Origin of the sequence: Brevundimonas sp. DC300-4 (genome assembly GCF_049897365.1) — a bacterium.
In the GTDB taxonomy this organism is placed as follows: Bacteria; Pseudomonadota; Alphaproteobacteria; order Caulobacterales; family Caulobacteraceae; genus Brevundimonas.
In genome coordinates this window covers 18,951-37,627 of the sequence record NZ_JAFCWC010000006.1, presented here as the reverse complement: position 1 = coordinate 37,627, position 18,677 = coordinate 18,951, and the positions used below count along the sequence as shown (strand labels likewise).

Annotated in this window: 14 protein-coding genes and 2 pseudogenes; 6 read left to right on the top strand and 10 right to left on the bottom strand. The window is 64.7% G+C overall.

All coding sequences use genetic code 11. The features are described from left to right. Positions 1-293: 293 nt before the first annotated feature. The 3 genes from ACP7AZ_RS11290 (at position 294) to ACP7AZ_RS11280 (ending at position 1,774) form a co-directional block, all read left to right on the top strand. A complete protein-coding gene (locus ACP7AZ_RS11290; protein WP_426038752.1) occupies positions 294-542 on the top strand; it encodes a hypothetical protein in 249 nt (82 codons plus the stop codon). Between the two features lie 334 nt (positions 543-876). After that, a complete protein-coding gene (locus tag ACP7AZ_RS11285; protein ID WP_426038751.1) occupies positions 877-1,374 on the top strand; it encodes a hypothetical protein in 498 nt (165 codons plus the stop codon). A 136-nt stretch (positions 1,375-1,510) separates the two neighbouring features. Then, positions 1,511-1,774 (top strand): hypothetical protein, encoded by a 264-nt coding sequence (locus ACP7AZ_RS11280; RefSeq protein ID WP_426038750.1) that lies wholly within the window; start codon positions 1,511-1,513, stop codon positions 1,772-1,774. 525 nt (positions 1,775-2,299) lie between these two features. Here ACP7AZ_RS11280 and ACP7AZ_RS11275 read toward each other — a convergent pair. The 7 genes and pseudogenes from ACP7AZ_RS11275 to ACP7AZ_RS11245 form a co-directional block, all read right to left on the bottom strand. Next, positions 2,300-2,420, bottom strand: a pseudogene (locus ACP7AZ_RS11275) (IS630 family transposase); the annotation flags it as partial. Between the two features lie 112 nt (positions 2,421-2,532). Beyond that, positions 2,533-3,478: pseudogene (locus tag ACP7AZ_RS11270) on the bottom strand (IS630 family transposase). Between the two features lie 146 nt (positions 3,479-3,624). After that, the gene (locus tag ACP7AZ_RS11265; RefSeq protein WP_426038749.1) at positions 3,625-4,383 is read right to left on the bottom strand and encodes an FkbM family methyltransferase; all 759 of its coding nucleotides are present in this window, start codon (positions 4,381-4,383) and stop codon (positions 3,625-3,627) included. Between the two features lie 123 nt (positions 4,384-4,506). Further along, complete coding sequence (gene dapD, locus ACP7AZ_RS11260) at positions 4,507-5,379, bottom strand: 2,3,4,5-tetrahydropyridine-2,6-dicarboxylate N-succinyltransferase (protein ID WP_426038748.1); 873 nt, start codon at positions 5,377-5,379, stop codon at positions 4,507-4,509. Next, positions 5,376-6,053, bottom strand: coding sequence for a pyrimidine 5'-nucleotidase (locus ACP7AZ_RS11255; RefSeq protein WP_426038747.1), 678 nt, complete (start codon positions 6,051-6,053; stop codon positions 5,376-5,378). Before ACP7AZ_RS11255 ends, dapD begins: the two co-directional genes overlap by 4 nt. Continuing rightward, entirely contained in the window at positions 6,050-6,976 is a 927-nt protein-coding gene (gene argB / locus ACP7AZ_RS11250) for an acetylglutamate kinase (protein WP_303696045.1), read from the bottom strand. Before argB ends, ACP7AZ_RS11255 begins: the two co-directional genes overlap by 4 nt. A gap of 61 nt (positions 6,977-7,037) precedes the next feature. After that, on the bottom strand, positions 7,038-7,799 hold the full coding sequence (locus tag ACP7AZ_RS11245; RefSeq protein WP_426038746.1) for a sulfotransferase family protein: 762 nt from the start codon (positions 7,797-7,799) through the stop codon (positions 7,038-7,040). A gap of 160 nt (positions 7,800-7,959) precedes the next feature. Between ACP7AZ_RS11245 and ACP7AZ_RS11240 the strand changes: the two genes are divergently transcribed. Both ACP7AZ_RS11240 and ACP7AZ_RS11235 read left to right on the top strand, forming a co-directional pair. After that, positions 7,960-10,173 carry an AGE family epimerase/isomerase gene (locus tag ACP7AZ_RS11240; protein WP_426038745.1) on the top strand — a complete coding sequence of 738 codons (2,214 nt, stop codon included), beginning with the start codon at positions 7,960-7,962 and terminating at the stop codon, positions 10,171-10,173. A 109-nt stretch (positions 10,174-10,282) separates the two neighbouring features. After that, positions 10,283-14,272, top strand: a complete 3,990-nt coding sequence (locus tag ACP7AZ_RS11235) for a DUF4214 domain-containing protein (RefSeq protein ID WP_426038744.1) — start codon at positions 10,283-10,285, stop codon at positions 14,270-14,272. A gap of 45 nt (positions 14,273-14,317) precedes the next feature. On the opposite strand, the gene ACP7AZ_RS11230 is transcribed toward ACP7AZ_RS11235, so the two are convergent. From ACP7AZ_RS11230 to ACP7AZ_RS11220, 3 genes are all read right to left on the bottom strand, one after another. Continuing rightward, a complete protein-coding gene (locus tag ACP7AZ_RS11230; RefSeq protein WP_426038743.1) occupies positions 14,318-15,265 on the bottom strand; it encodes an NAD-dependent epimerase/dehydratase family protein in 948 nt (315 codons plus the stop codon). A gap of 5 nt (positions 15,266-15,270) precedes the next feature. Further along, on the bottom strand, positions 15,271-16,257 hold the full coding sequence (locus ACP7AZ_RS11225; RefSeq protein ID WP_426038742.1) for a GDP-mannose 4,6-dehydratase: 987 nt from the start codon (positions 16,255-16,257) through the stop codon (positions 15,271-15,273). An 87-nt stretch (positions 16,258-16,344) separates the two neighbouring features. Then, entirely contained in the window at positions 16,345-17,571 is a 1,227-nt protein-coding gene (locus ACP7AZ_RS11220) for a class I SAM-dependent methyltransferase (RefSeq protein WP_426038741.1), read from the bottom strand. A 319-nt stretch (positions 17,572-17,890) separates the two neighbouring features. Between ACP7AZ_RS11220 and ACP7AZ_RS11215 the strand changes: the two genes are divergently transcribed. Next, positions 17,891-18,673 carry an FkbM family methyltransferase gene (locus ACP7AZ_RS11215; protein ID WP_426038740.1) on the top strand — a complete coding sequence of 261 codons (783 nt, stop codon included), beginning with the start codon at positions 17,891-17,893 and terminating at the stop codon, positions 18,671-18,673. The last annotated feature ends 4 nt before the right edge of the window (positions 18,674-18,677 follow it).

The window sequence follows — 18,677 nt, the reverse complement described above, 5'->3', positions numbered from 1 at the left end:
GCTCGAGTATTCGAAAGCGGAGATAACATAGTTGCGACTCAGAAAGTTGGAGACGTTACATGGATTTTCCACGGCGTGGATAGCCACGGAGCGGTGGTTCCGTGGCTGCGCGACAGGCTGGACCATGAAGAGTTTGTCCGCCTGCGGCATGCGCCGATGATTTCACATCTTCCGGGGCCGCCGCCCGCGACCAGCGATGATCTGGGGTCGCTTCGATGAGTGTGAACCGCGATCGCCAGGCCTATGGGTCCATCTGGCGGTTGGGTCGTGTGTCTCTGGGGCAGACGTTCCGCATGATCGCAGAACTGCTTCAGCGACAGGATGGTCTGAAGACGGGCTTCGGAGGAGTCCAATCCCAGCAGCGCGCGTCAGCGAGCGAGAAAGCGCTTGAGCAGCACCCGGCCGTGCGCGAGTATCGCAGACTACTCTGGAAAGGCTGGCACATCGACTATGAGCAGACGCCGCAGGCCTATGTCCCAGGCGCTCAGGTGGTCATGAAAAGAGGCAGGCGGTCGCGGGTGATCGCTGTCGACGACGGCTGAACCCCAGCTGTGAAAGTGGAGGTTGGCCGATTGCCCCGGTGGAGCAAATCGGCCAATCCTTCTGCGGTGTAACGGCTGTGTTTGGAGTAGCGTGATTATGTCTGGACAGCCACTGCCCGATGCTCGCCAAAGATCGCGGCCGCCTAACCGAACGTCGGATACACTCGCGCCTGTCGAAACGGCAGAATCTCAGGTCTCGCTACCAGCTCCGGCAGCTCCACCTGAGCCAACACAAGCTTACCCGTTTCCGCTTCGCCCGCTCGTGGGCGAAACCATTGCGGAAGCCCGGGCCGCTCAGGACTACTTTCTCCGGGAGATGGACCCGGATCCTGGCATGGAAGCCATGTTGGCCATGACGCTGATCAGTAAAACACGGGAGTTGAACCAGCTGGAAAAATCCAAGATTGGGGTCATCAGGCTGGCGTTGTCTGAATATCTTATCAAGCTTGTAAAGCCGACAATGTCGATGGCGGAGAACCTGACGGATCCGAACAAAGCCACCAGAATCGTGAACCAATGGGTGTTCGGCGGCACAGAGAACGACCACAAAGAACTCAAGGACCAACTCGCCTCAATCGGACTGCGCCTGGATAGCGTTTTGGCGCAGGGCTACTCCCTGGCGATCGATAAGCTGACCAAGCTTGACATATTGATCGACCGCACCGAGCGTCGGCGCGATCGGTCAGTCCGGACTTTCGAGTACTCGCGAGCCATCCGACCTCTGGTTAAACTGAGACACGTTCAAGTGCGGCGCGCCAACCTGGCGTTGACGGCCGATACGTCTCGCTCCGAAGAGGTGGTGAACTTAGTTGACACCGACCGCGATGTCTGACCGGCGTGTCTGCGCCAATCGGGGAAATGCGCGTCTAAGCACGGGTCCAAAGTCTCTTGAGGGCAAGCGGCTCTCGGCCTCAAACGCAGTGAAGCATGGCCTGTCCCGTGCGGGTCGGATGGGGCGAGCACCTGACATGCAAGAGTGCGAAGCCGCATTCTTGGAAGTAGAGGTACTGGTCCGCCACGAATTGAATCGGCTCAGCTCTCTCCTCGTCATTCAACCCGAAGAACTCGAGACTTTGGATAGCCGCCGGCGGTTGGAGGAGATCAGCGGCGCCGTTGCGGCGCTTGAAAAGCTTGAGCGCTATCGGACGCCTCGTTTTCGAGCCTGGGTAAAGTCCATCGCTGACCAACAGCAAACGCGCACGAGCAAGGGTTTCGTCCGACGCACGGACTGACCTGCCCCTGAATTATCGGACCGATCTTAGCTAGAATTATCTCGTTTTGCCCTTGGGCCTGTGAACGAGGAGAGACGATGAAGCGGTCGAAGCTCAGCGAGGCCCAGGTGGCCATGATCCAGCGTCAGGCGGACCTGACGCTGGACCGTGAAATGCTGCAGGATGTGATCAAGCGAAAGCTTTAGGGTCCGCCCGGCGTCGCCAGCTCGTGGATCATCCGTGGGCTGCCTGGCATGTCAGCATGCGACGGGCGCGCGCCTCGGCCAGGTCGGGCCGCGTCTGCTCGCTGCCGTGCAGTGTTTTTTTTGACGGTGATCCGGTTGCGCTTGAACAACCGTCGGATCGAGGCCTCGTTGGTCCGAACGCCCCGGTCGTTCAATAGCCGTTGACCGATTCGGGCCAGCGTCAGGTCGTTCTCCGCCGCGATCAACGCCACCAGCCAGTCCGTGTGCGGCGCCAGCGGCGACCTCGGCTTGCCGCCCCGAGGCCGCTGTCCGATCCCGCCCGTCTCCGCCTTCAGCGCCACCCAGCGGATCGCCGAAGACACCCCCATCTGGAACCGAGCCGCCGCCTGGTGTCGAGACATCCCCGCCGCTACCGCCGCGACCACCCGCTCCCGTAGTTCGTCCAAATGCGCCTTGCCCATCAAAGCCTCCCGAACAGAGGCCGATGGATTCCTGGTTCGCTCGCCAAGGGAATCCCTAAGCACATCACATTCGTTTCAACTCAGCCAACCATTGCTCTAGAGCATTTTCCGATCAGTCTGCATCATAGCCGGCGGCGGCGAAGTAGTTGGCGCATTCTCTGGGTGAGTAGGTCTGGATGATCCGGGCGTTGGCATCCTAGAGCTGGTCGATTGACCGGGCGGCGGCCTTTCTCAGTAGGGCCTTGAGCTTGGCGAAGGCGTTCTCGATCGGGTTGAGGTCAGGGCTGTAGGGCGGCAGGAACAGCAGCCGTGCGCCGACGGCCTCGAACGCATCCCTGATGGGCGTGCTCTTGTGAGCGGCGAGGTTGTCCATGATCACGACGTCGTCGGGCTTCAGGGTCGGGGCCAGCACCTGCTGGATTTAGGCCAGGAACTAAGCCCCGTTCATCGGGCCGTCGAGCACCATCGGGGCGGTCATGCCGCTCAGCCGCAGAGCCCCGACGAAGGTCGTGGTTTTCCAGTGACCGTTGGGCACGCTGCATCTCAGCCTCTGGCCGCGCAGCGCACGCCCGTGGCGGCGGGCCATTTTGGTGGAGGCTCCTGTTTCATCGATGAACACCAGCCGTTTGAGATCGAGGTCGAGCTGGCCGTCGAACCATGCCTGCCGGCGGCTCAGGACGTCGGGGCGGCTCTGCTCGTCCGCATGCGCCGACTTTTTTGAGCGTGATCCTGCGACGCACGAAGAACCGCCACAGGCTCGACAGGCTGGTCCCCACGTCCTGTTCGGCCAGGGCCGCGCAGAGTTCCGCCTGGGTGATGTCGCTCTTGCGCTCGACCAGACCGAGGATCAGGTCGGCGTGGCCTTCGATCCACCCCGAGCGACGATCCCCGCCCAGAGGCCCCGGCCGGACGTCGCCCTGTCTGCGGACCCGCGAGCGCCAGCGGATCGCACTGGCCGCGCTGACCCTGAACCGCGCCGCCGCCTGACGGCATCACATTCCGTCCTCAATCGCGGCGATCACACGATCCCGCAAATCCGCCGAAAGCGCCTTGCTCATTCATGCTGGCCTCCGCCCCCAGCATGAAGGTTGAATCAGAACCCGGGTCCGTTGGGAATCCCCGCGATTCAATCAGGTCGCAAAGCGATCTAATCCTCGTGGGGACCAGCTTGCTTACATATTCAGACGCCTCTTTTCGTGGCCGATCAGGCAAGTCTGTAAGACGAGTTTTGGAGGCGTTCTTTCCAATCGATCACACGTTCATCGGGAATCATGAAAAAGTCCCAATAGGACCAGTCAGAAACGCGCATCCACTCATCGAGGTCGACCACGACATTTCCAAACAGGTCGCCCATCTCGTAACCAAGGGAGCGAGCTAGTGTGAAGATGTCAGACTTACTATGGCCGTACAGCTCATAGGTCGGCTGGCCCCACTCGACACTGATAATTGGTCGAAAGCGCGATATTGTCTGCTGCCCACCTTTTATTATGCTGATCTCATGACCTTCAGTATCGATTTTAATATAACTTAGGCTAGATAAGTCTCTTGTTTCCATGTCAAGCGTGGAAATGGTCACGGTTATAGGCGTCACGCCTCGCTCACTTGGCGTTACCCTCTCCCTAAAGCCTGATTCCCCGGGCGCATCCGCCATGAAAAGAAACTCGCTGCTGCCGGGTTGTTCTGAGAGTGCGAGCTGTCGGATTTCTGACTGCTGTTTGCAAAGCGGCAAGCTGCGCTCGAGGAACGCAGGCACCGGCTCAAATCCAACAACCCGTCCTGTCGCCCCGACAATTTCCTGAAATCTGGAAAAGTGACGTCCGACATGAACGCCAACGTCCACGACAGTGTTTCCGGGAATGAGGAACCGTTCATAGGCAGCCTGCAACATATCCTCATAATCAGGAAAGCGGCCGGCAGCATGCTCATCGCGCCAGTAATCCGCTGATTCTTGAATTTTGCTCATTTCACTCGTTTCCGATTCATAGGATTCGTCGATACATCAGCCTGCACTAAAGACGCAATCACCGGTGTCGCCCGCCAGATTGACTCCAGCTTAAAGTTATTACTCTGCAGCGAACTGGCTTCATCAATCCCGCAGCAACTCGTTCACGCCGGTCTTCGCCCGCGTCTGGGCGTCGACGCGCTTGACGATGACGACGCAGTAGAGCGACGGGCCGCCGTTGGCGTCGGGGAGGGTTCCCGGGACGGCGACGCTGTAGGCGGGGACCTCGCCGCGCGTGACCTCGCCAGTGGCCCGGTCGACGATCTTGGTCGAGGCGGAGAGATAGACCCCCATCGACAGGACGGCGCCCTCGCGGACGATGACGCCCTCGGCGACTTCGGCGCGGGCGCCGATGAAGCATCCGTCCTCGATGATGGTCGGGTTGGCCTGAAGCGGTTCGAGAACGCCGCCGATGCCGACGCCGCCCGACAGGTGGACGTTCCTGCCGATTTGGGCGCAGGAGCCGACCGTGGCCCAGCCGTCGACCATCGAACCCTCGCCCACATAGGCACCGATGTTCACGAAGGACGGCATCAGGATGACGTTGCGGTCGATGAAGGCGCCCTTGCGCACGATCGAGCCGGGGACGGCGCGGAAGCCGGCTTCCTTGAACTCGTTGGCGGTCCAGTCGGCGAACTTGTTGGCCACCTTGTCGTACCAGGGGCCGACGGCGGGTACGCCGCCGCTGGAGGAGGGCGCCGACAGGCCGCGCTCGCCGGCGCGCATGATCTCGTTGTCGTTGAGGCGGAAGGACAGCAGCACCGCCTTCTTGAGCCACTGATGGGTCGTCCAGACGCCGTCCGGGGCGCGCGAGGCGACGCGGGCCTGCCCAGAGTCCAGCAGGTCGATGGCGGTCTCGACGGCCTTGCGGGTCTCGCCGTGGGTCGAGGGCGATAGGTCGGCGCGCGCCTCCCAGGCGGATTCGATGACGGCTTCAAGCTGGGCGTGATCGGTCATGCGGCCTCCTTGAGGGCATAGGGAGTCAGGAAGTCGAGCAGGTCAGGCGCGGTGGCGTCGATCCAGTCGCCGGTCGCCAGCCCCCGGGCCGCAAGGTGTTCGGATGTGGCGATCAGCACCGTGGTCATGCCCATGGCCTTGGCCGGCTCGAGGTTGCGCGGCGTATCCTCGAAGAAGACGGCCTGCGTCGGATCGATGCCGAAACGCTCCAGGAAATGCCGATAGGTCGAGGGTGCAGGCTTGGGCGTCAGGTCCATGTCCTCGATGGCGAAGACGCCGTCGAACAGGGCGGCGACGCCGATCCGGTCCAGGACGCGCGAGGCGTGGCAGCGCGCGCCGTTGGTCAGGACAAACTTGCGGCCGGGCAGACGGGTGAGCACCTCAGCCAGACGCGGGTTCGGCTCCAGCGAGTCCAGGGGCACGTCGTGGACCTCACGGAGGAAGGTCTCCGGATCCACGGCGTAGTTGGCCATTAGCCCGGCCAGGGTCGTGCCGTGTTCGTTCAGGAATTGACGCTGAAGCGTCCTGGCTTCGTCGGCGGGCAGGCCGACGGCGTCCACCATGAAGGCATTGATCCGGCCCTGGACGAGACCCATCACGCCCTGGTCAGGCGGATAGAGGGTGTCGTCGAGGTCGAAGACCCAGGCGTTGATGCTCGAGAGATCGAGTCTCACGCCTTCACCAGGGTGCCCGCACCGTATTCGGTGAACAGTTCGACCAGCATGGCGTGGGGACGCCGGCCGTCGAGGATGACCACGGCCTCGACGCCCGCGCGGACGGCGGCCATGGCGGTCTCCAGCTTGGGGATCATGCCGCCGGAGGCGGTGCCGTCATCGATCAGGGCCTGCGCCTCCGCGACCGTCATCTGGCGGATGATCGCTCCAGTCTTGTCAAGCACGCCCTTCACGTCGGTCAGCAGCAGCATGCGCTTGGCGTTCAGCGACCCCGCGATCGCGCCGGCCACGGTGTCGGCGTTGACGTTGTAGGTCAGGCCGTCCTCGGAGACGCCGATCGGGGCGATGACGGGCACCCAGTCCTCGGTCTCAGAGGCGATCAGGCCCGCGATCAGCTTGGGATCGACCTTCGTCGGCTCGCCGACGAAGCCGAGATCGACCTCGTGCTCGATCAGGCTGTCTGGGTCGCGCTTGGTGCGGGTCGTCTTCTCGACGGTCAGCAGGCCGGCGTCCTTGCCGGACAGGCCGACGCCACGAACGTCGGCCTCGCGGCCCGCGACCGTGATCCAGTGGGCGATCTCCTTGTTCACGGCGCCGGAGAGGACCATCTCGGCCATGGCCATCGTGTCCTTGTCGGTGACGCGCAGGCCGTCGATGAAGCTCGACCTGACGCCCGCCTTGTCCAGCATGGCGCTGATCTGCGGCCCGCCGCCGTGGACGACCACGGGGTTGACCCCCATCAGCTTCAGCAGCACGACGTCGGCAGCGAACTGCTTGGCCACGGCGACTTCGCCCATGGCATGGCCGCCGTATTTGATGACCACGGTCTCGCGGTCATAAACCTGGATATAGGGCAGGGCTTCGGCCAGCGTCTTCGCCGTGGCCCAGCCCCGTTCCTCGGATTGCCGGTCGTTCTCGTCCATGGCGGCGCTGATACCGGCGAGGCTTCGCCGTGTCACGCGGGATCGCGGCCCAAGGCGCGGCTTATGGAGCGTCCGGGAACAGGTCTTCGGCCTGGTCGACCGACCGGCGCAGGGCGTCCAGTGCCGCGTGCAGGTCCGGATGCTCGCCGTGGCGGGCCAGATCGCCGAGCACCGACCAGGCCTGGGCGACCAGGGCCGGGGTCGGGGCCTCGTCGCGCTGGCGGTGCAGGTCTGGCGTCAGGAAGGCGTCGATCCCGGCCCCGTCGTCGCCTGCGGTGGGGGCCAGGGCCGTGCCGAGCCGGCCGTTGATCAGGGCGACCTCGGCCCGCCAGTCGGCCATGAAGGACGACCAGCGCATGAAATGGCGGGGCAGGCCCCGGCTTGTGGCCTCGGCGTCCAGCACATGGCGCAGCCACAGGCGCAGACTCTGTTCGCGCGAGATCGAATTGCGGGCGACGAGGGAGGCGGCGACTTCCGAGGGGTGGCGCAGGGGAGTGATGATCAAGGGATGGTAACCGGCCTGTTCCATCGCGCCGCGCCAGGCGGGGAACAGGCGACACATGCGCGGATCCTTGAGGACGATGGTCCCGGCGTCGCCGAACTCGTCCGTTAGTGCGCGGACGATGCGGTCCCGGGCGGCGGCGGGATCGGGCGTGCGAAGCAGACGCCGCCAGTCGCTCCAGCTCGATCCGGCCTCGGCCAGAAGGACGTCGTCGAGGACCATGACGACGTGGCTCTCCCAGAAGCCGCGGGGATTGTCGGCGGCAGGGGCCATAAGGGTCCGCGGGGCGGCTGCGCCCAGCAGTGTCAAAGCTCCGGCCACGGACGATGTTCCCGACCGGTGCATTCCCAGTACGACCAGAGCCGTCTTCATGGTTCGCCTAACCCCCTGATCCTTCGGCACCTTGTTTGCCCCAGTCGAGGGCGTCGCACAACGTGGCGGACCCGTTTGCCAAATTCCGCAATCCGGCTAAAGCAGGCCTATGGCTCTTTATCCTGTGATCATGTGCGGCGGAGCCGGGACGCGGTTGTGGCCTGCGTCGCGGCCGTCTCGACCCAAACAGTTCATCCCGCTGGCCGGAAACCGGTCGCTGTTCCAGGAGACCGTGGTCCGGGTCGCGCCCCTGGCCGGCGATGAGGGCCGGCTGATCGTCGTGGGCGGCGTGCGTCACCGTGACTGGATCGTCGATCAGTTGAACGCGCTCGAGATCGAGGCCCAGGTATTGCTGGAGCCCGAAGCGCGGGACTCGGCCGCCGCCATGGCCGCCGCAGCCGCCTGGGCCGCGCGGCACGACCCGGAGGCGATCATCGCCTTCGTCGCCTCAGATCATCACATTCCCGACCATGAGGCCTTCCGAGAGGCGGTGACCGCCGCAGCCGCCGGAGCCGCCGAGGGGCGGATCGTCACCCTGGGCGTCATGCCTTCGGAGCCGTCTCAGGCCTATGGCTATATCAAGCCGTCCGGGCGCGGGCTGTCGGCGGTCGATTCCTTCGTCGAGAAGCCCGACCGGACCCAGGCGCAAACCTACATCGACGCCGGCTATTTGTGGAACAGCGGCAACTTCATCGTCTCCGCGGCCTCTCTGATCGACGAACTGGCGGCCCATGCTCCGGCCGTCATCGATGCGGCGAGATCGGCCCTGCCGGAGGAAGGTTCCGGAGCCGTCCAGACGCTGGGATCAGCCTTCGTCACATCGCCGAAAATCTCCATCGACTATGCGGTCATGGAAAAGACCGCCCGCGCCTCGGTGCTGGAGGTCGATTTCGCCTGGTCCGATCTGGGCGCCTGGGACTCCATCGCCGCATCGGGCGAAGGCGATACCGGGCAGCATATCTTCGAGGACTCGGAAGGGTGTCTGGTCCGAGCTCCGGACGGTATTCTGGTGGCGGCCCTGGGGGTGCGGAACCTCGCCATCGTGGTCGAGCAGGACGCGGTCCTGGTCTGCGACCTGTCGCAGTCGCAAGGCGTCAAGAAGCTGGTCGAGCGGATCAAGGCGACCTCGCCGCGCCACCTGGATTTCGCGACGGCGCCGCCGGAGGGGCTGGCCGAGGGCGCGATCCGTTTCGCCGACTGGATGCGGCTGAAAGCCCTGCCAGTCTGGTCGACGCTGGGACAGGCCACGAACGGCGGCTTCGCCGAAGTCCTGTCGCTGGAGGGGCGGGCGCTGACGCTTCCGCGCCGGGCGCGGGTGCAGGCCCGCCAGATCTTCGTCTACGCCAATGCCGGGATGAACGGATGGCAGGGACCGTGGCGCGGCATCGTCGAGCGTGGCCTTCAACGGCTCTACAGCGAATATCTGAGGCCTGACGGCCTGTGCCGGACCACGCTGACGCCCGAGGGCGCGCCGCTGGACGAGACGGCCTACCTTTATGACCAGGCCTTCGTCCTGTTCGCCCTGTCCGCGGCGAAGAGCGCCGGGATCGACGACCCGATGCTGGAAGACCGGGCGATCAGGTTGCGCGACGCCCTGCTAGCTGCGGGACCGGCGACCGGCGGGCTGATAGAGGCGGGAGAGCAGCCGTATCAGTCCAATGCCCACATGCATTTGCTCGAGGCGTGTCTGGGCTGGGAGGCGGCGGGCGGCGACGCCGGATGGACGGCGCTGGCCGACCGCGTGGTCGACCTGGCCCTGACCAAATTCATCGATCCGAACGGCGGATTCCTGCGCGAGTTCTTCGGCGCGGACTGGGCTCCGGCGGCGGGCGAGGACGGCCGGCTGGTCGAGCCGGGCCACCAGTTCGAATGGGCGTGGCTGCTGGCTCGGGTCGGGCGGGCGCGCGACCGGGCCGATGTGACCCGGGCTGCGCAGCGTCTGTACGCCGTCGGTCGCACGGGCGTTTCCGAGCGTCCGATGATCGCCATCGATGCGTTGAACGACGACGGAACGGTGCGCAGCCATCGGGCCCGGCTGTGGCCACAGACAGAATGGCTGAAGGCCTCGCTGATCCTGGCCGAGACGGCCACGGACGGCGAACGCCAGCGGCTGATGGACGATGCGGCGACGGCGCTGAGAGCCCTGTGGCTGTACCTGACGCCGGACGGGCTGTGGCGCGACAAGCGACTGCCTCGCGGGGGATTCATCGACGAACCGGCGCCGGCGAGCTCGCTCTATCATATTGCCGCGGCCTTCGGTCAGTTGGCCGAAACGGGCCGGGCCGAGGGGCTGCGCGGGATGTCCGATATCGGCCTCGGGTAGACGCCGGGAACACGGTTCACCGGGAGTTGTTCCGTAAATCGCCTGCACCGCTTGTGACCGGCTAGCCATCCGCTAGGGTGATCGTTCACGTAAGCAGAGTGCGAACATCATGACCGCTGCCCTGGCGCTGCAAGAGCTGGATACCTTCCCGGGCAATGCCCGCTCGTTCGCCACGGAGGGTCGCGTCGATTTTGGCGATGTTGGTGGTTATTCACCATGTGGCTGCTGCGGTGGCTTCCACGCGGTCTTCGAGGAAGGCGGCGGACCGATGGGCCTGCTGAACGCCGACGATCGCGGCGGTTTGGGAACCAACGGCAGGGTGTCGCTGACGACGGGCGGCGCCGGAGCGCAGATCACGCGCTCGAACCTGGCCTGGACCACGACGCTGGGTCAGCCGGGTACTGTCACCTTTGCCTTCCGCTCCACGGCCCCGACGACCATGCCGTCGGATACCGTCGGCTTCACTCGCTTCACCGACGCGCAGATCACCGCCACCCTGCTGGCCCTGGCGTCCTGGTCCGAGGTCGCCAATATCACCTTCACCCGGGTGGACGCGGGCGACGGCTTCTCCGACGGCGCCACCATGCTGTTCGGCAACTATGCGTCCGGTTCCGACGGCGCGGCGGCTTTCGCCTATATGCCCGCCACGCGGACGGACAGTAACAACAGCGGCGACGTCTGGATCAACAACAGCCTGTCCTACAACGCCGCGCCGGTGCTGCTGGGCTACGGGCAGCAGGTGCTGTCGCACGAGATCGGCCACGCCATCGGCCTGTCTCACCCCGCGGCCTACAACGCCGCACCCGGCCAGAGCCTGACCTACGCGGCCAACGCCGGCTATTTCGAGGACAGCCGCCAGTACTCGATCATGAGCTATTTCAGCGAGAGCAACACCGGGGCCAGTTTCGGTTCCGGCCGATACTCCTCGGCCCCGCTCATGGACGATATCGCCGCGGCCCAGCGACTGTACGGCGCGAACATGACGACCCGTACGGGTAACAACACCTACGGCTTCAACTCCAACGCCGGCCAGGCCTGGTTCAGCGCGACCTCGAACACCTCGGCCGTAATCTTCGCGGTGTGGGACGCCGGCGGGACCGACACGTTTGACTTCTCGGGCTACAACAACGCCCAGGTCATCGATCTGCGCCAGGGCAGCTTCTCGAACGTGGGCGCCCTGATCGGCAACGTCTCCATCGCGATCGGCGCGGTGATCGAGAATGCGATCGGCGGCTCGGGTGCGGACACGATGTTCGGCAACGCGGGCGACAACGTCCTGACGGGCGGCGCCGGCAACGACCGGATCGACGGCGGCCTGGGTTCCGACACTGTCGTTTTCAGCGGCAATCGCTCGGCCTATACCATCACCTGGAACGGCCAGACGGCCACGGTGTTCGGGCCAGACGGAACCGATGTCATTTCGAACGTCGAGTTCCTGCGCTTCGCCGACCAGACGATCGCGGCGGCCTTTACCGGCGGGCTGAACGTCAGCGGCGACATCACCGCCAACACCATGACAGGCACTGCGTCCGCCGACACCCTGAGCGGGCTCGGCGGCAATGACACCCTGTCGGGTCTCGGCGGCAACGACACGCTGGACGGCGGCTCCGGCGATGACAACATCTCCGGCGGCGACGGCGACGATCTGCTGATCGGGGGCCTGGGCAACGACACGCTGAACGGCGGCGCAGGTGCGGACACGGCCAGCTATGTGTCTGCGACCGCAGCGGTGACCGTCAACCTGACAACCGGCGTGGCGAGCGGCGGAGCGGGATCGGATACGCTGTCCGCTATCGAGAACATTCGCGGCTCGACCTATAATGACACCCTGACCGGCGACGCCAACGCCAACATCATTCACGGCGAGGGTGGGATCGACGTCCTCAACGGCGGGGGCGGTAACGACCAGTTGTTTGCCGGTTCGCCGGGCCTGACGGGCGGCGCCCCGGACATCGTCAAGGCGCAAGGCACAGCGAACGCGACCATCGCCACCGCGATCTCCGTAGACGCCGGCTTCGATCTGATGCCGTCCCTCGAAATCGCCAACGCGGCCACGATTCCCCATGCGACCATCGTGGCGACCACCCATGGCGGCGTGGAGTACTATGCCGTGACCGTAGCGGCCGGGGCCAGCGTCGTCTTCGACATCGACGGCGCCTCGTTCGACAGCACCCTGCGGATCTTCGACGCCGCCGGAATGGAACTGAGCCAGAACGATGACAGCGCGACTGATGGCTTCAACGCCACCGATTCCGGGCTGAGTTATACGTTCACGACGGCGGGCACATACTACGTCCAGGTCGCCCAATGGACCGCGAACTCGGGCAGCACCTTCACCAGCCAGGCGCCGGCGGCGGGCCAGACCTATACGCTCCACATCTCGGCGCCGAACCACGCGGTGACGCCGCTGACCCTTCTGGGATCCACCCTGAACGGCGGCGACGGAGACGATTCCATGACCGGAGGCGGCGGCGACGACACCTTCGACGGCGGCGCCGGCACCGATACGGTCATCTTCGCCAACGCCCGTAGCGCCTATACGGTGTCGACGAGCGGCAGCGTGACGACCGTCACCCAGGGAACCACCCGGGTCGCGACGATCACCACTGTCGAGCGCCTGCAGTTCACCGACCAGGTCGTCGATCTCGCGGTTCAGCCCACCGGCTTGACCCTGAACGGCACGGCAGGGCCGGACACGCTGGTAGGCGGCCCCTTGGCCGACACTCTGAACGGCGGCGACGGCAACGACATTCTCCGGGGTCTAGGCGGGAACGATCTGCTGAACGGCGGAGCAGGCGTGGATACCGCCGATTACGTCGGCGTGCGCCGCCAGTATGTCGCCTCGTCCACCTCCGTCTCGGGCAATGGCGAGGGAACTGACACTCTCACTTCGGTTGAGAACCTGCGCTTCGTCGACGGCGTCCTGACCTTCGACGTCGACAGCGTCGCGGCGCAGGTGATGCGCCTGTACGATGCGACGCTGGACCGTCTCCCGGATCAGGCCGGGCTCGAGTTCCAGACGCGGGCGGTTTCGAGCGGCTCGTTTACGCTTCTGCAGCTGGCCGCCAACTTCGTGGCCTCGCCCGAATTCCAGGCACGCTACGGCGCCCTGTCGAACCAGGCCTTCGTGGAGCAGCTCTACCGGTTCTGCCTCAATCGCGAGGGCGACCCGGCCGGCATCGCGGTGCAGGTCAACGCCCTGAACACCGGCACCAGCCGGGCGCAGTTGGTGATCAACTTCTCAGAAAGCCCGGAGCATCGCGGCCTCACCGCGCCGACGCTGAACGCCGGGCTGTGGGTTCCCAACGATCAGGCCCTGCAGATCGCCCGACTTTACGATGCGACCTTCGACCGCCTCCCCGACGTGGGTGGTCTGACAGCGCAGCTGGCGGCCCTGGTCTCTGGCGTGCCTCTGCTTACTCTGGCCGCGAACTTCGCCGCCTCGGCCGAGTTCCAGGCCCGTTACGGCGCCTTGTCTAACCAGCAGTTCGTGGAGCAACTGTACCGCTTCTGCCTTGACCGGGAGGGTGATCCCGCAGGCATCGCGGTCCAGGTCAATGCGCTGAACAGCGGTACCAGCCGGGCCCAGCTGCTGCTGAACTTCTCTGAGAGCGCAGAGCACATCTCGCTGACCGCCCCGTCCTGGTCGGGCGGCATCCGCTACGTCGGCTACGTCGGCGCGCCGGTGGAACCTGTCGACGGCAAGGATGCGGCCCCGCAGGTCTCGCCGCTGATAGACACCGCGGCTATCGCTCATCACGACGCGAAGGACGCCGCCGTCCAGGTCTCGCCGCCGGCCGACGACGCGCAAGTCGATCTCCAGTTCGATGCGATCGGGGTCGACGAGGGGCCGCAGACGGTTCCGACCGTGATCGACGATTTTGTCCAGGTCTCGCCGCTGGCCGACGACTTCGTCCTGCCGGCCGGGGGTGACGCCATTGTCTTCGATCAGCTGGAGGCGCTGGCCGCGCGCGAAGTCTTCGCTGCTGCGCCGAGCTGGGCCTCGCCGTCGGAAGAGTTCGTGCCGGTTGCGATCCTGCCGGATGCCAGCGTCATCGACGCCCTGCACAACGGCCACGCCCACAGCGACTGGATGTGAGTTGGCCAACGCCTGATCGTTCCCCGGGCCTTATCCCGGGAGTGATCAGGCGGAGTGGCGGCCGATCTCGTGCTTCAGGACGGCGGCGGCGGTGGCCTGAAGCGGCGTCGTCGCCGACCAGCCGTAGCGGTCGCGGAACTTGTCGAAGACCCCTTCCGCCCGCGGCACGTCGGACGCGCGCATGCGGTTCGGTGCCGGTACGGCCTTGATCGACCTGCCGGACTGCTCGACCAGGGCGTCGAGTATGGTGCGGATGGCGACCGGCCGGCCCGAGCCGACATTGTAGACATCGAAGGGCGACGCGGGCGCGGCGTCTTCTATGACGGCGACATAGGCTTCGATGACGTCGTCGACGTCGCTGAAGTCGCGCACCGCATCCAGATTTCCGACCTGGATTTCATCGCCGCCGTCGCGCAGGACGCGCGCGATCTGGGCTGCGAAACTGGGGGCGACGAACCGCTCGTCCTGGCCCGGACCGGTGTGGTTGAACAGGCGCAGGACGACCACCGACAGGGCCTCGCTCGCCATATCGGCCAGCAGATATTCGCAGGCGGCCTTGGTGCGGGCATAGGGCGAGGCCGGCGAAAGGGCCGAGGTTTCGTCGCGCGGGCCGGCGTTGAATTGACGGCCATAGACCTCCGCGCTGGAGGCGAAGATCAGGCGAGACGGGTCGGGCAGGGCGCGCATCGCCTCGGCCAGGGCGCGGGTGCCGTCGAAGTTGACTGTCCAGACCGTGTCGGGCGTCACGCTGCCGTCGCCAACGGACGACATGGCGGCCAGGTGAATCACCGTGGTGGGTCGGAAGTCAGCGATGATGCGGGCCAGGGCCGGGGCGTCGGTCAGATCGACCGCGACCGGATCGTTCGTGCCGTTGGGCCCGATCAGGCCGATGACCGTGGCCGGGGTCTGCTTCAGCCGTTGCATCAGGCGCGAGCCGACGAAGCCCGCCGCGCCTGTCACCAGAACCCGATGGTCCGCCCGGTCAGCGGCCATCGATCTCAGGCCCCGGCTTTGCGGTGCCGGGCCATGTCAGCATCGACCATCTCGCCGATCATCTGTTCCAGGGTGATCTCGGGCGTCCAGCCGAGCTTGCGTTTGGCCTTGTCAGCGTTGCCGTGCAGGACCTCGACCTCGGCCGGCCGCATGAAGGCGGGGTCGATGACGATGTATTTGTCCGGGTTCAGATCGACATGGGCGAAGGCGGCCTCGACGAAGGCCCGGACGCTGACCGTGCGGTTGGTGGCGACGACATAGTCATCGGCCGTTTCCTGCTGGGTCATCAGCCACATGGCGCGGACGTAGTCCTTGGCATGACCCCAGTCGCGGGTCGCGTCCATGTTGCCCATGCGCAGTTCGGAGGCCAGGCCCAGCTTGATGCGGGCGACGGCGTCGGTGACCTTGCGGGTCACGAACTCCAGGCCGCGCAGGGGGCTTTCGTGGTTGAACAGGATGCCCGAGGAGGCGTGCAGGCCAAAGCTCTCGCGGTAGTTGATGGTCATCCAGTGACCGAACAGCTTGGCCACGGCATAGGGCGAGCGCGGATAGAAGGGGGTGGTCTCGCTCTGGATCGGCTCCTGGATCAGGCCGTACATTTCCGACGAGGAGGCCTGGTAGAAGTGGGCCTTCGGCGCTTCGAGGCGGACGGCCTCCAGCATGTTGACGACGCCGACGCCTGTCGCCTGGGACGTCAGGACCGGCTGGTCCCAGGAGGTCTTCACGAACGACTGGGCGGCGAGATTGTAGACCTCGTCAGGCTGGGCGTCGCGAATGATGCGGGCCATGCCGCCGAGGTCCAGAAGGTCGCCGTCGACCACCTCGACCTGACCACCGATACCGAGCCAGTCGAGACGGTGCGTCGCCATGCCGTAGTGGCTCGACCGACGCGCGACGCCGACGACGCGGTAGCCCTTGCCCAGCAGCAGTTGCGACAGATAGGCGCCGTCCTGACCGGTGACGCCCGTGATCACCGCGCATTTTTGAGCCATTTGAGAACCTTAGTATCTGTCGGAGGAATGGATTGTTTAGCTGTGCTGGAGGCCGTGAGACAACCACAATTTGGGACTGCGGGCCCGTCAGCCGAACGTTATGCCAGTGAGGTGGAGCGACAGCCGACGGTCATCCGCCAAGCCCAGTTCTTCGGAGGGGCTCCAGGTTTCAGCGTCAATCTCGATCCGATTCGCGCCCTGGCGTCGTTCCAAGAGAACCTTGTTCTCTCCCGGCGACATTTCGCCTTCGAAGATGACGGTTTCGCCGTTGCGGACAGAGGTGGCGACCGGTTTGCCTCGATGATTGGAAATCTCCAGCCAGGCCTGTTGCGAACAGGCCGGGAACTGCGCCTCGAACCATCCCTTGCCGGACAGCAGCACCCAGGTCTGTTCGACGTGGAGATTCTCGTGCGCTGTTGTCGCCAAGAGTTCAGGCATGAGGCGATGCACGCCGCGCGTCGGCGCCCCGATCACCGTGTAGCCGATCACTCCGTCGATGTCAGAATAGGTATCCATCCGCAGCCCTACCCGTTCGAATACCGCCGCCATGAAGTCCAGCGACCAGCCGCTTTCGAACCAGCCGAACTTGCGAATGCAATAGATTGACAGGGCGTCAAGCCGGAGCCCCCAGTTCTTCCACCAGATGTTGTTGAAGGGCTCGCCCGCCAGGATCAGACGGCCGTCCGGCAGCGAAAGACTGTCCGCCATCCTCTGCAACACCGTCCACGGGCGTACCGCGTGGTGCAGGCACTCGTAGAACAAGACCGCGTCGTGCGCGGTCTCAGGCAGGTAGTCGTCGAACGTGGATTGAACCGCCTTGATCCGCCAGCCGCTGCGCTCGGCGCGGGCATTAACCAGCGCCACGAAGTCCGGGCTGATATCTACGCCCGTCACCTGGAGGCCAAGATAGGCAGCGACTTCGGAAGACAGGCCCCAGCCGCATCCCATGTCCAGCAAGTGGCCGTTCAGCTTGATGCCGGCCTTGCGAAAGGCCTTGGAAAGCCGCTGGACATGCATCGCAAGTTCGGCCGGGTTGGGGTGGTTGTACGGATTGACCGCTTGAATGTGCGGCCCCAGTGCGAAGGGCGAAAGCTCGTTGATTGACTGGTTAAACTGGCGACCGGACAACTCCTTGTAGAGTTCGAGTTGTTGATCGACATACGCCTCCGAAAAAGGGTCAAGCGACTGATCCACCTGCACCGTCGGCGCATAGTCAAAGTTCGCCCAGTATTCCTCACAGGCCGGCGTGGCGGGACCGCCAAGGGCGTCGCTAAGGCTTACGAACTCGTCCAGCGACTGCTCGGTGAAACGCATGATGAGGTCCTGATGGATGACGCGTTCTTGCTAAAGGCGAGGTAACCAGAGCGCATTCCCGACGCCGGGTCGAACACGCTACCGCATGACCGCTGCCTACCGCCTCCCGGAATACAGATTTGCCCGCGCGAAGCGACACTATTTTGTCCGGAGGCGTTGGGCGCGGTCTCTCCGAGGGCCTTCCGCGTCGCGTGATGGGAACTGGACAGGCCGTCGAGCTTCGCGCTACGTGACAGCCGTATCCGCACGTCGAGCCGCCCGCCCTCAGTGGCGGGAGCGACGGCGCAAAACCGGGGACCGGCGCCACCGGGGTGTAACGTTGAAACAATCTGACGCGACGCGGTCGATTGCCTACGGCGATCATATTCTCACGATCCATGGTTCAGCAGGGGATTCGTATTTCGAAAACGTCAGTCTCGACGATCATGCGAACGACATGCTATCCGGGGCTCTGCGCGGACTTCCATTGGAGGCCGTCGTTCTCGACATCGGTGCGAACATCGGTCTTACGTCGGTCATGGCCGCCCACCATGGGGCCTTGGTCTATGCCTTCGAGCCCAGCCCGAACACCTTTGCCCTGTTGCAAAAAACCGTGGCGGCCAATGAGACCCCGGGCGAGGTCAGGCCGGTCAATTTGGCGCTCGGCGCCGCGCCAGGCGAACTGAGTTTCTTCGAAGACCCTTCCTCGAACTCCGCAAGCCATGTGGTGAGCGGCGATACCCTGGGTCGTCAGGGCATGGTGATCGTGCCGGCCACGACCGTGGATCTTTTCGTCGAGCAAGAGGCCCTGGACCGTCTCGACTTCATCAAGATCGATATCGAGGGGTTCGAAACCGACGCTCTCAAGGGCGCCGAGGAAACGATCCGCAAGTTCCAGCCATCAGCGTTGATCGAGTATAACGCGTTCACGATGGTCGGCTTCAGGAACATGAACCCGAGGAATCTGCTAACGCAAATCCGCAGCCTTTTCCCCTATGTCTACCGCTGGCGTAACGGCCTGCTCTTGATCGAATCGGACATGGATGCGCTGAGCTTCATCCACGACAACTTGGTGTCGGCTGGATCGGTCGAGGATCTCTACGGACGGTTCTCGCCCCTCTAGCCGC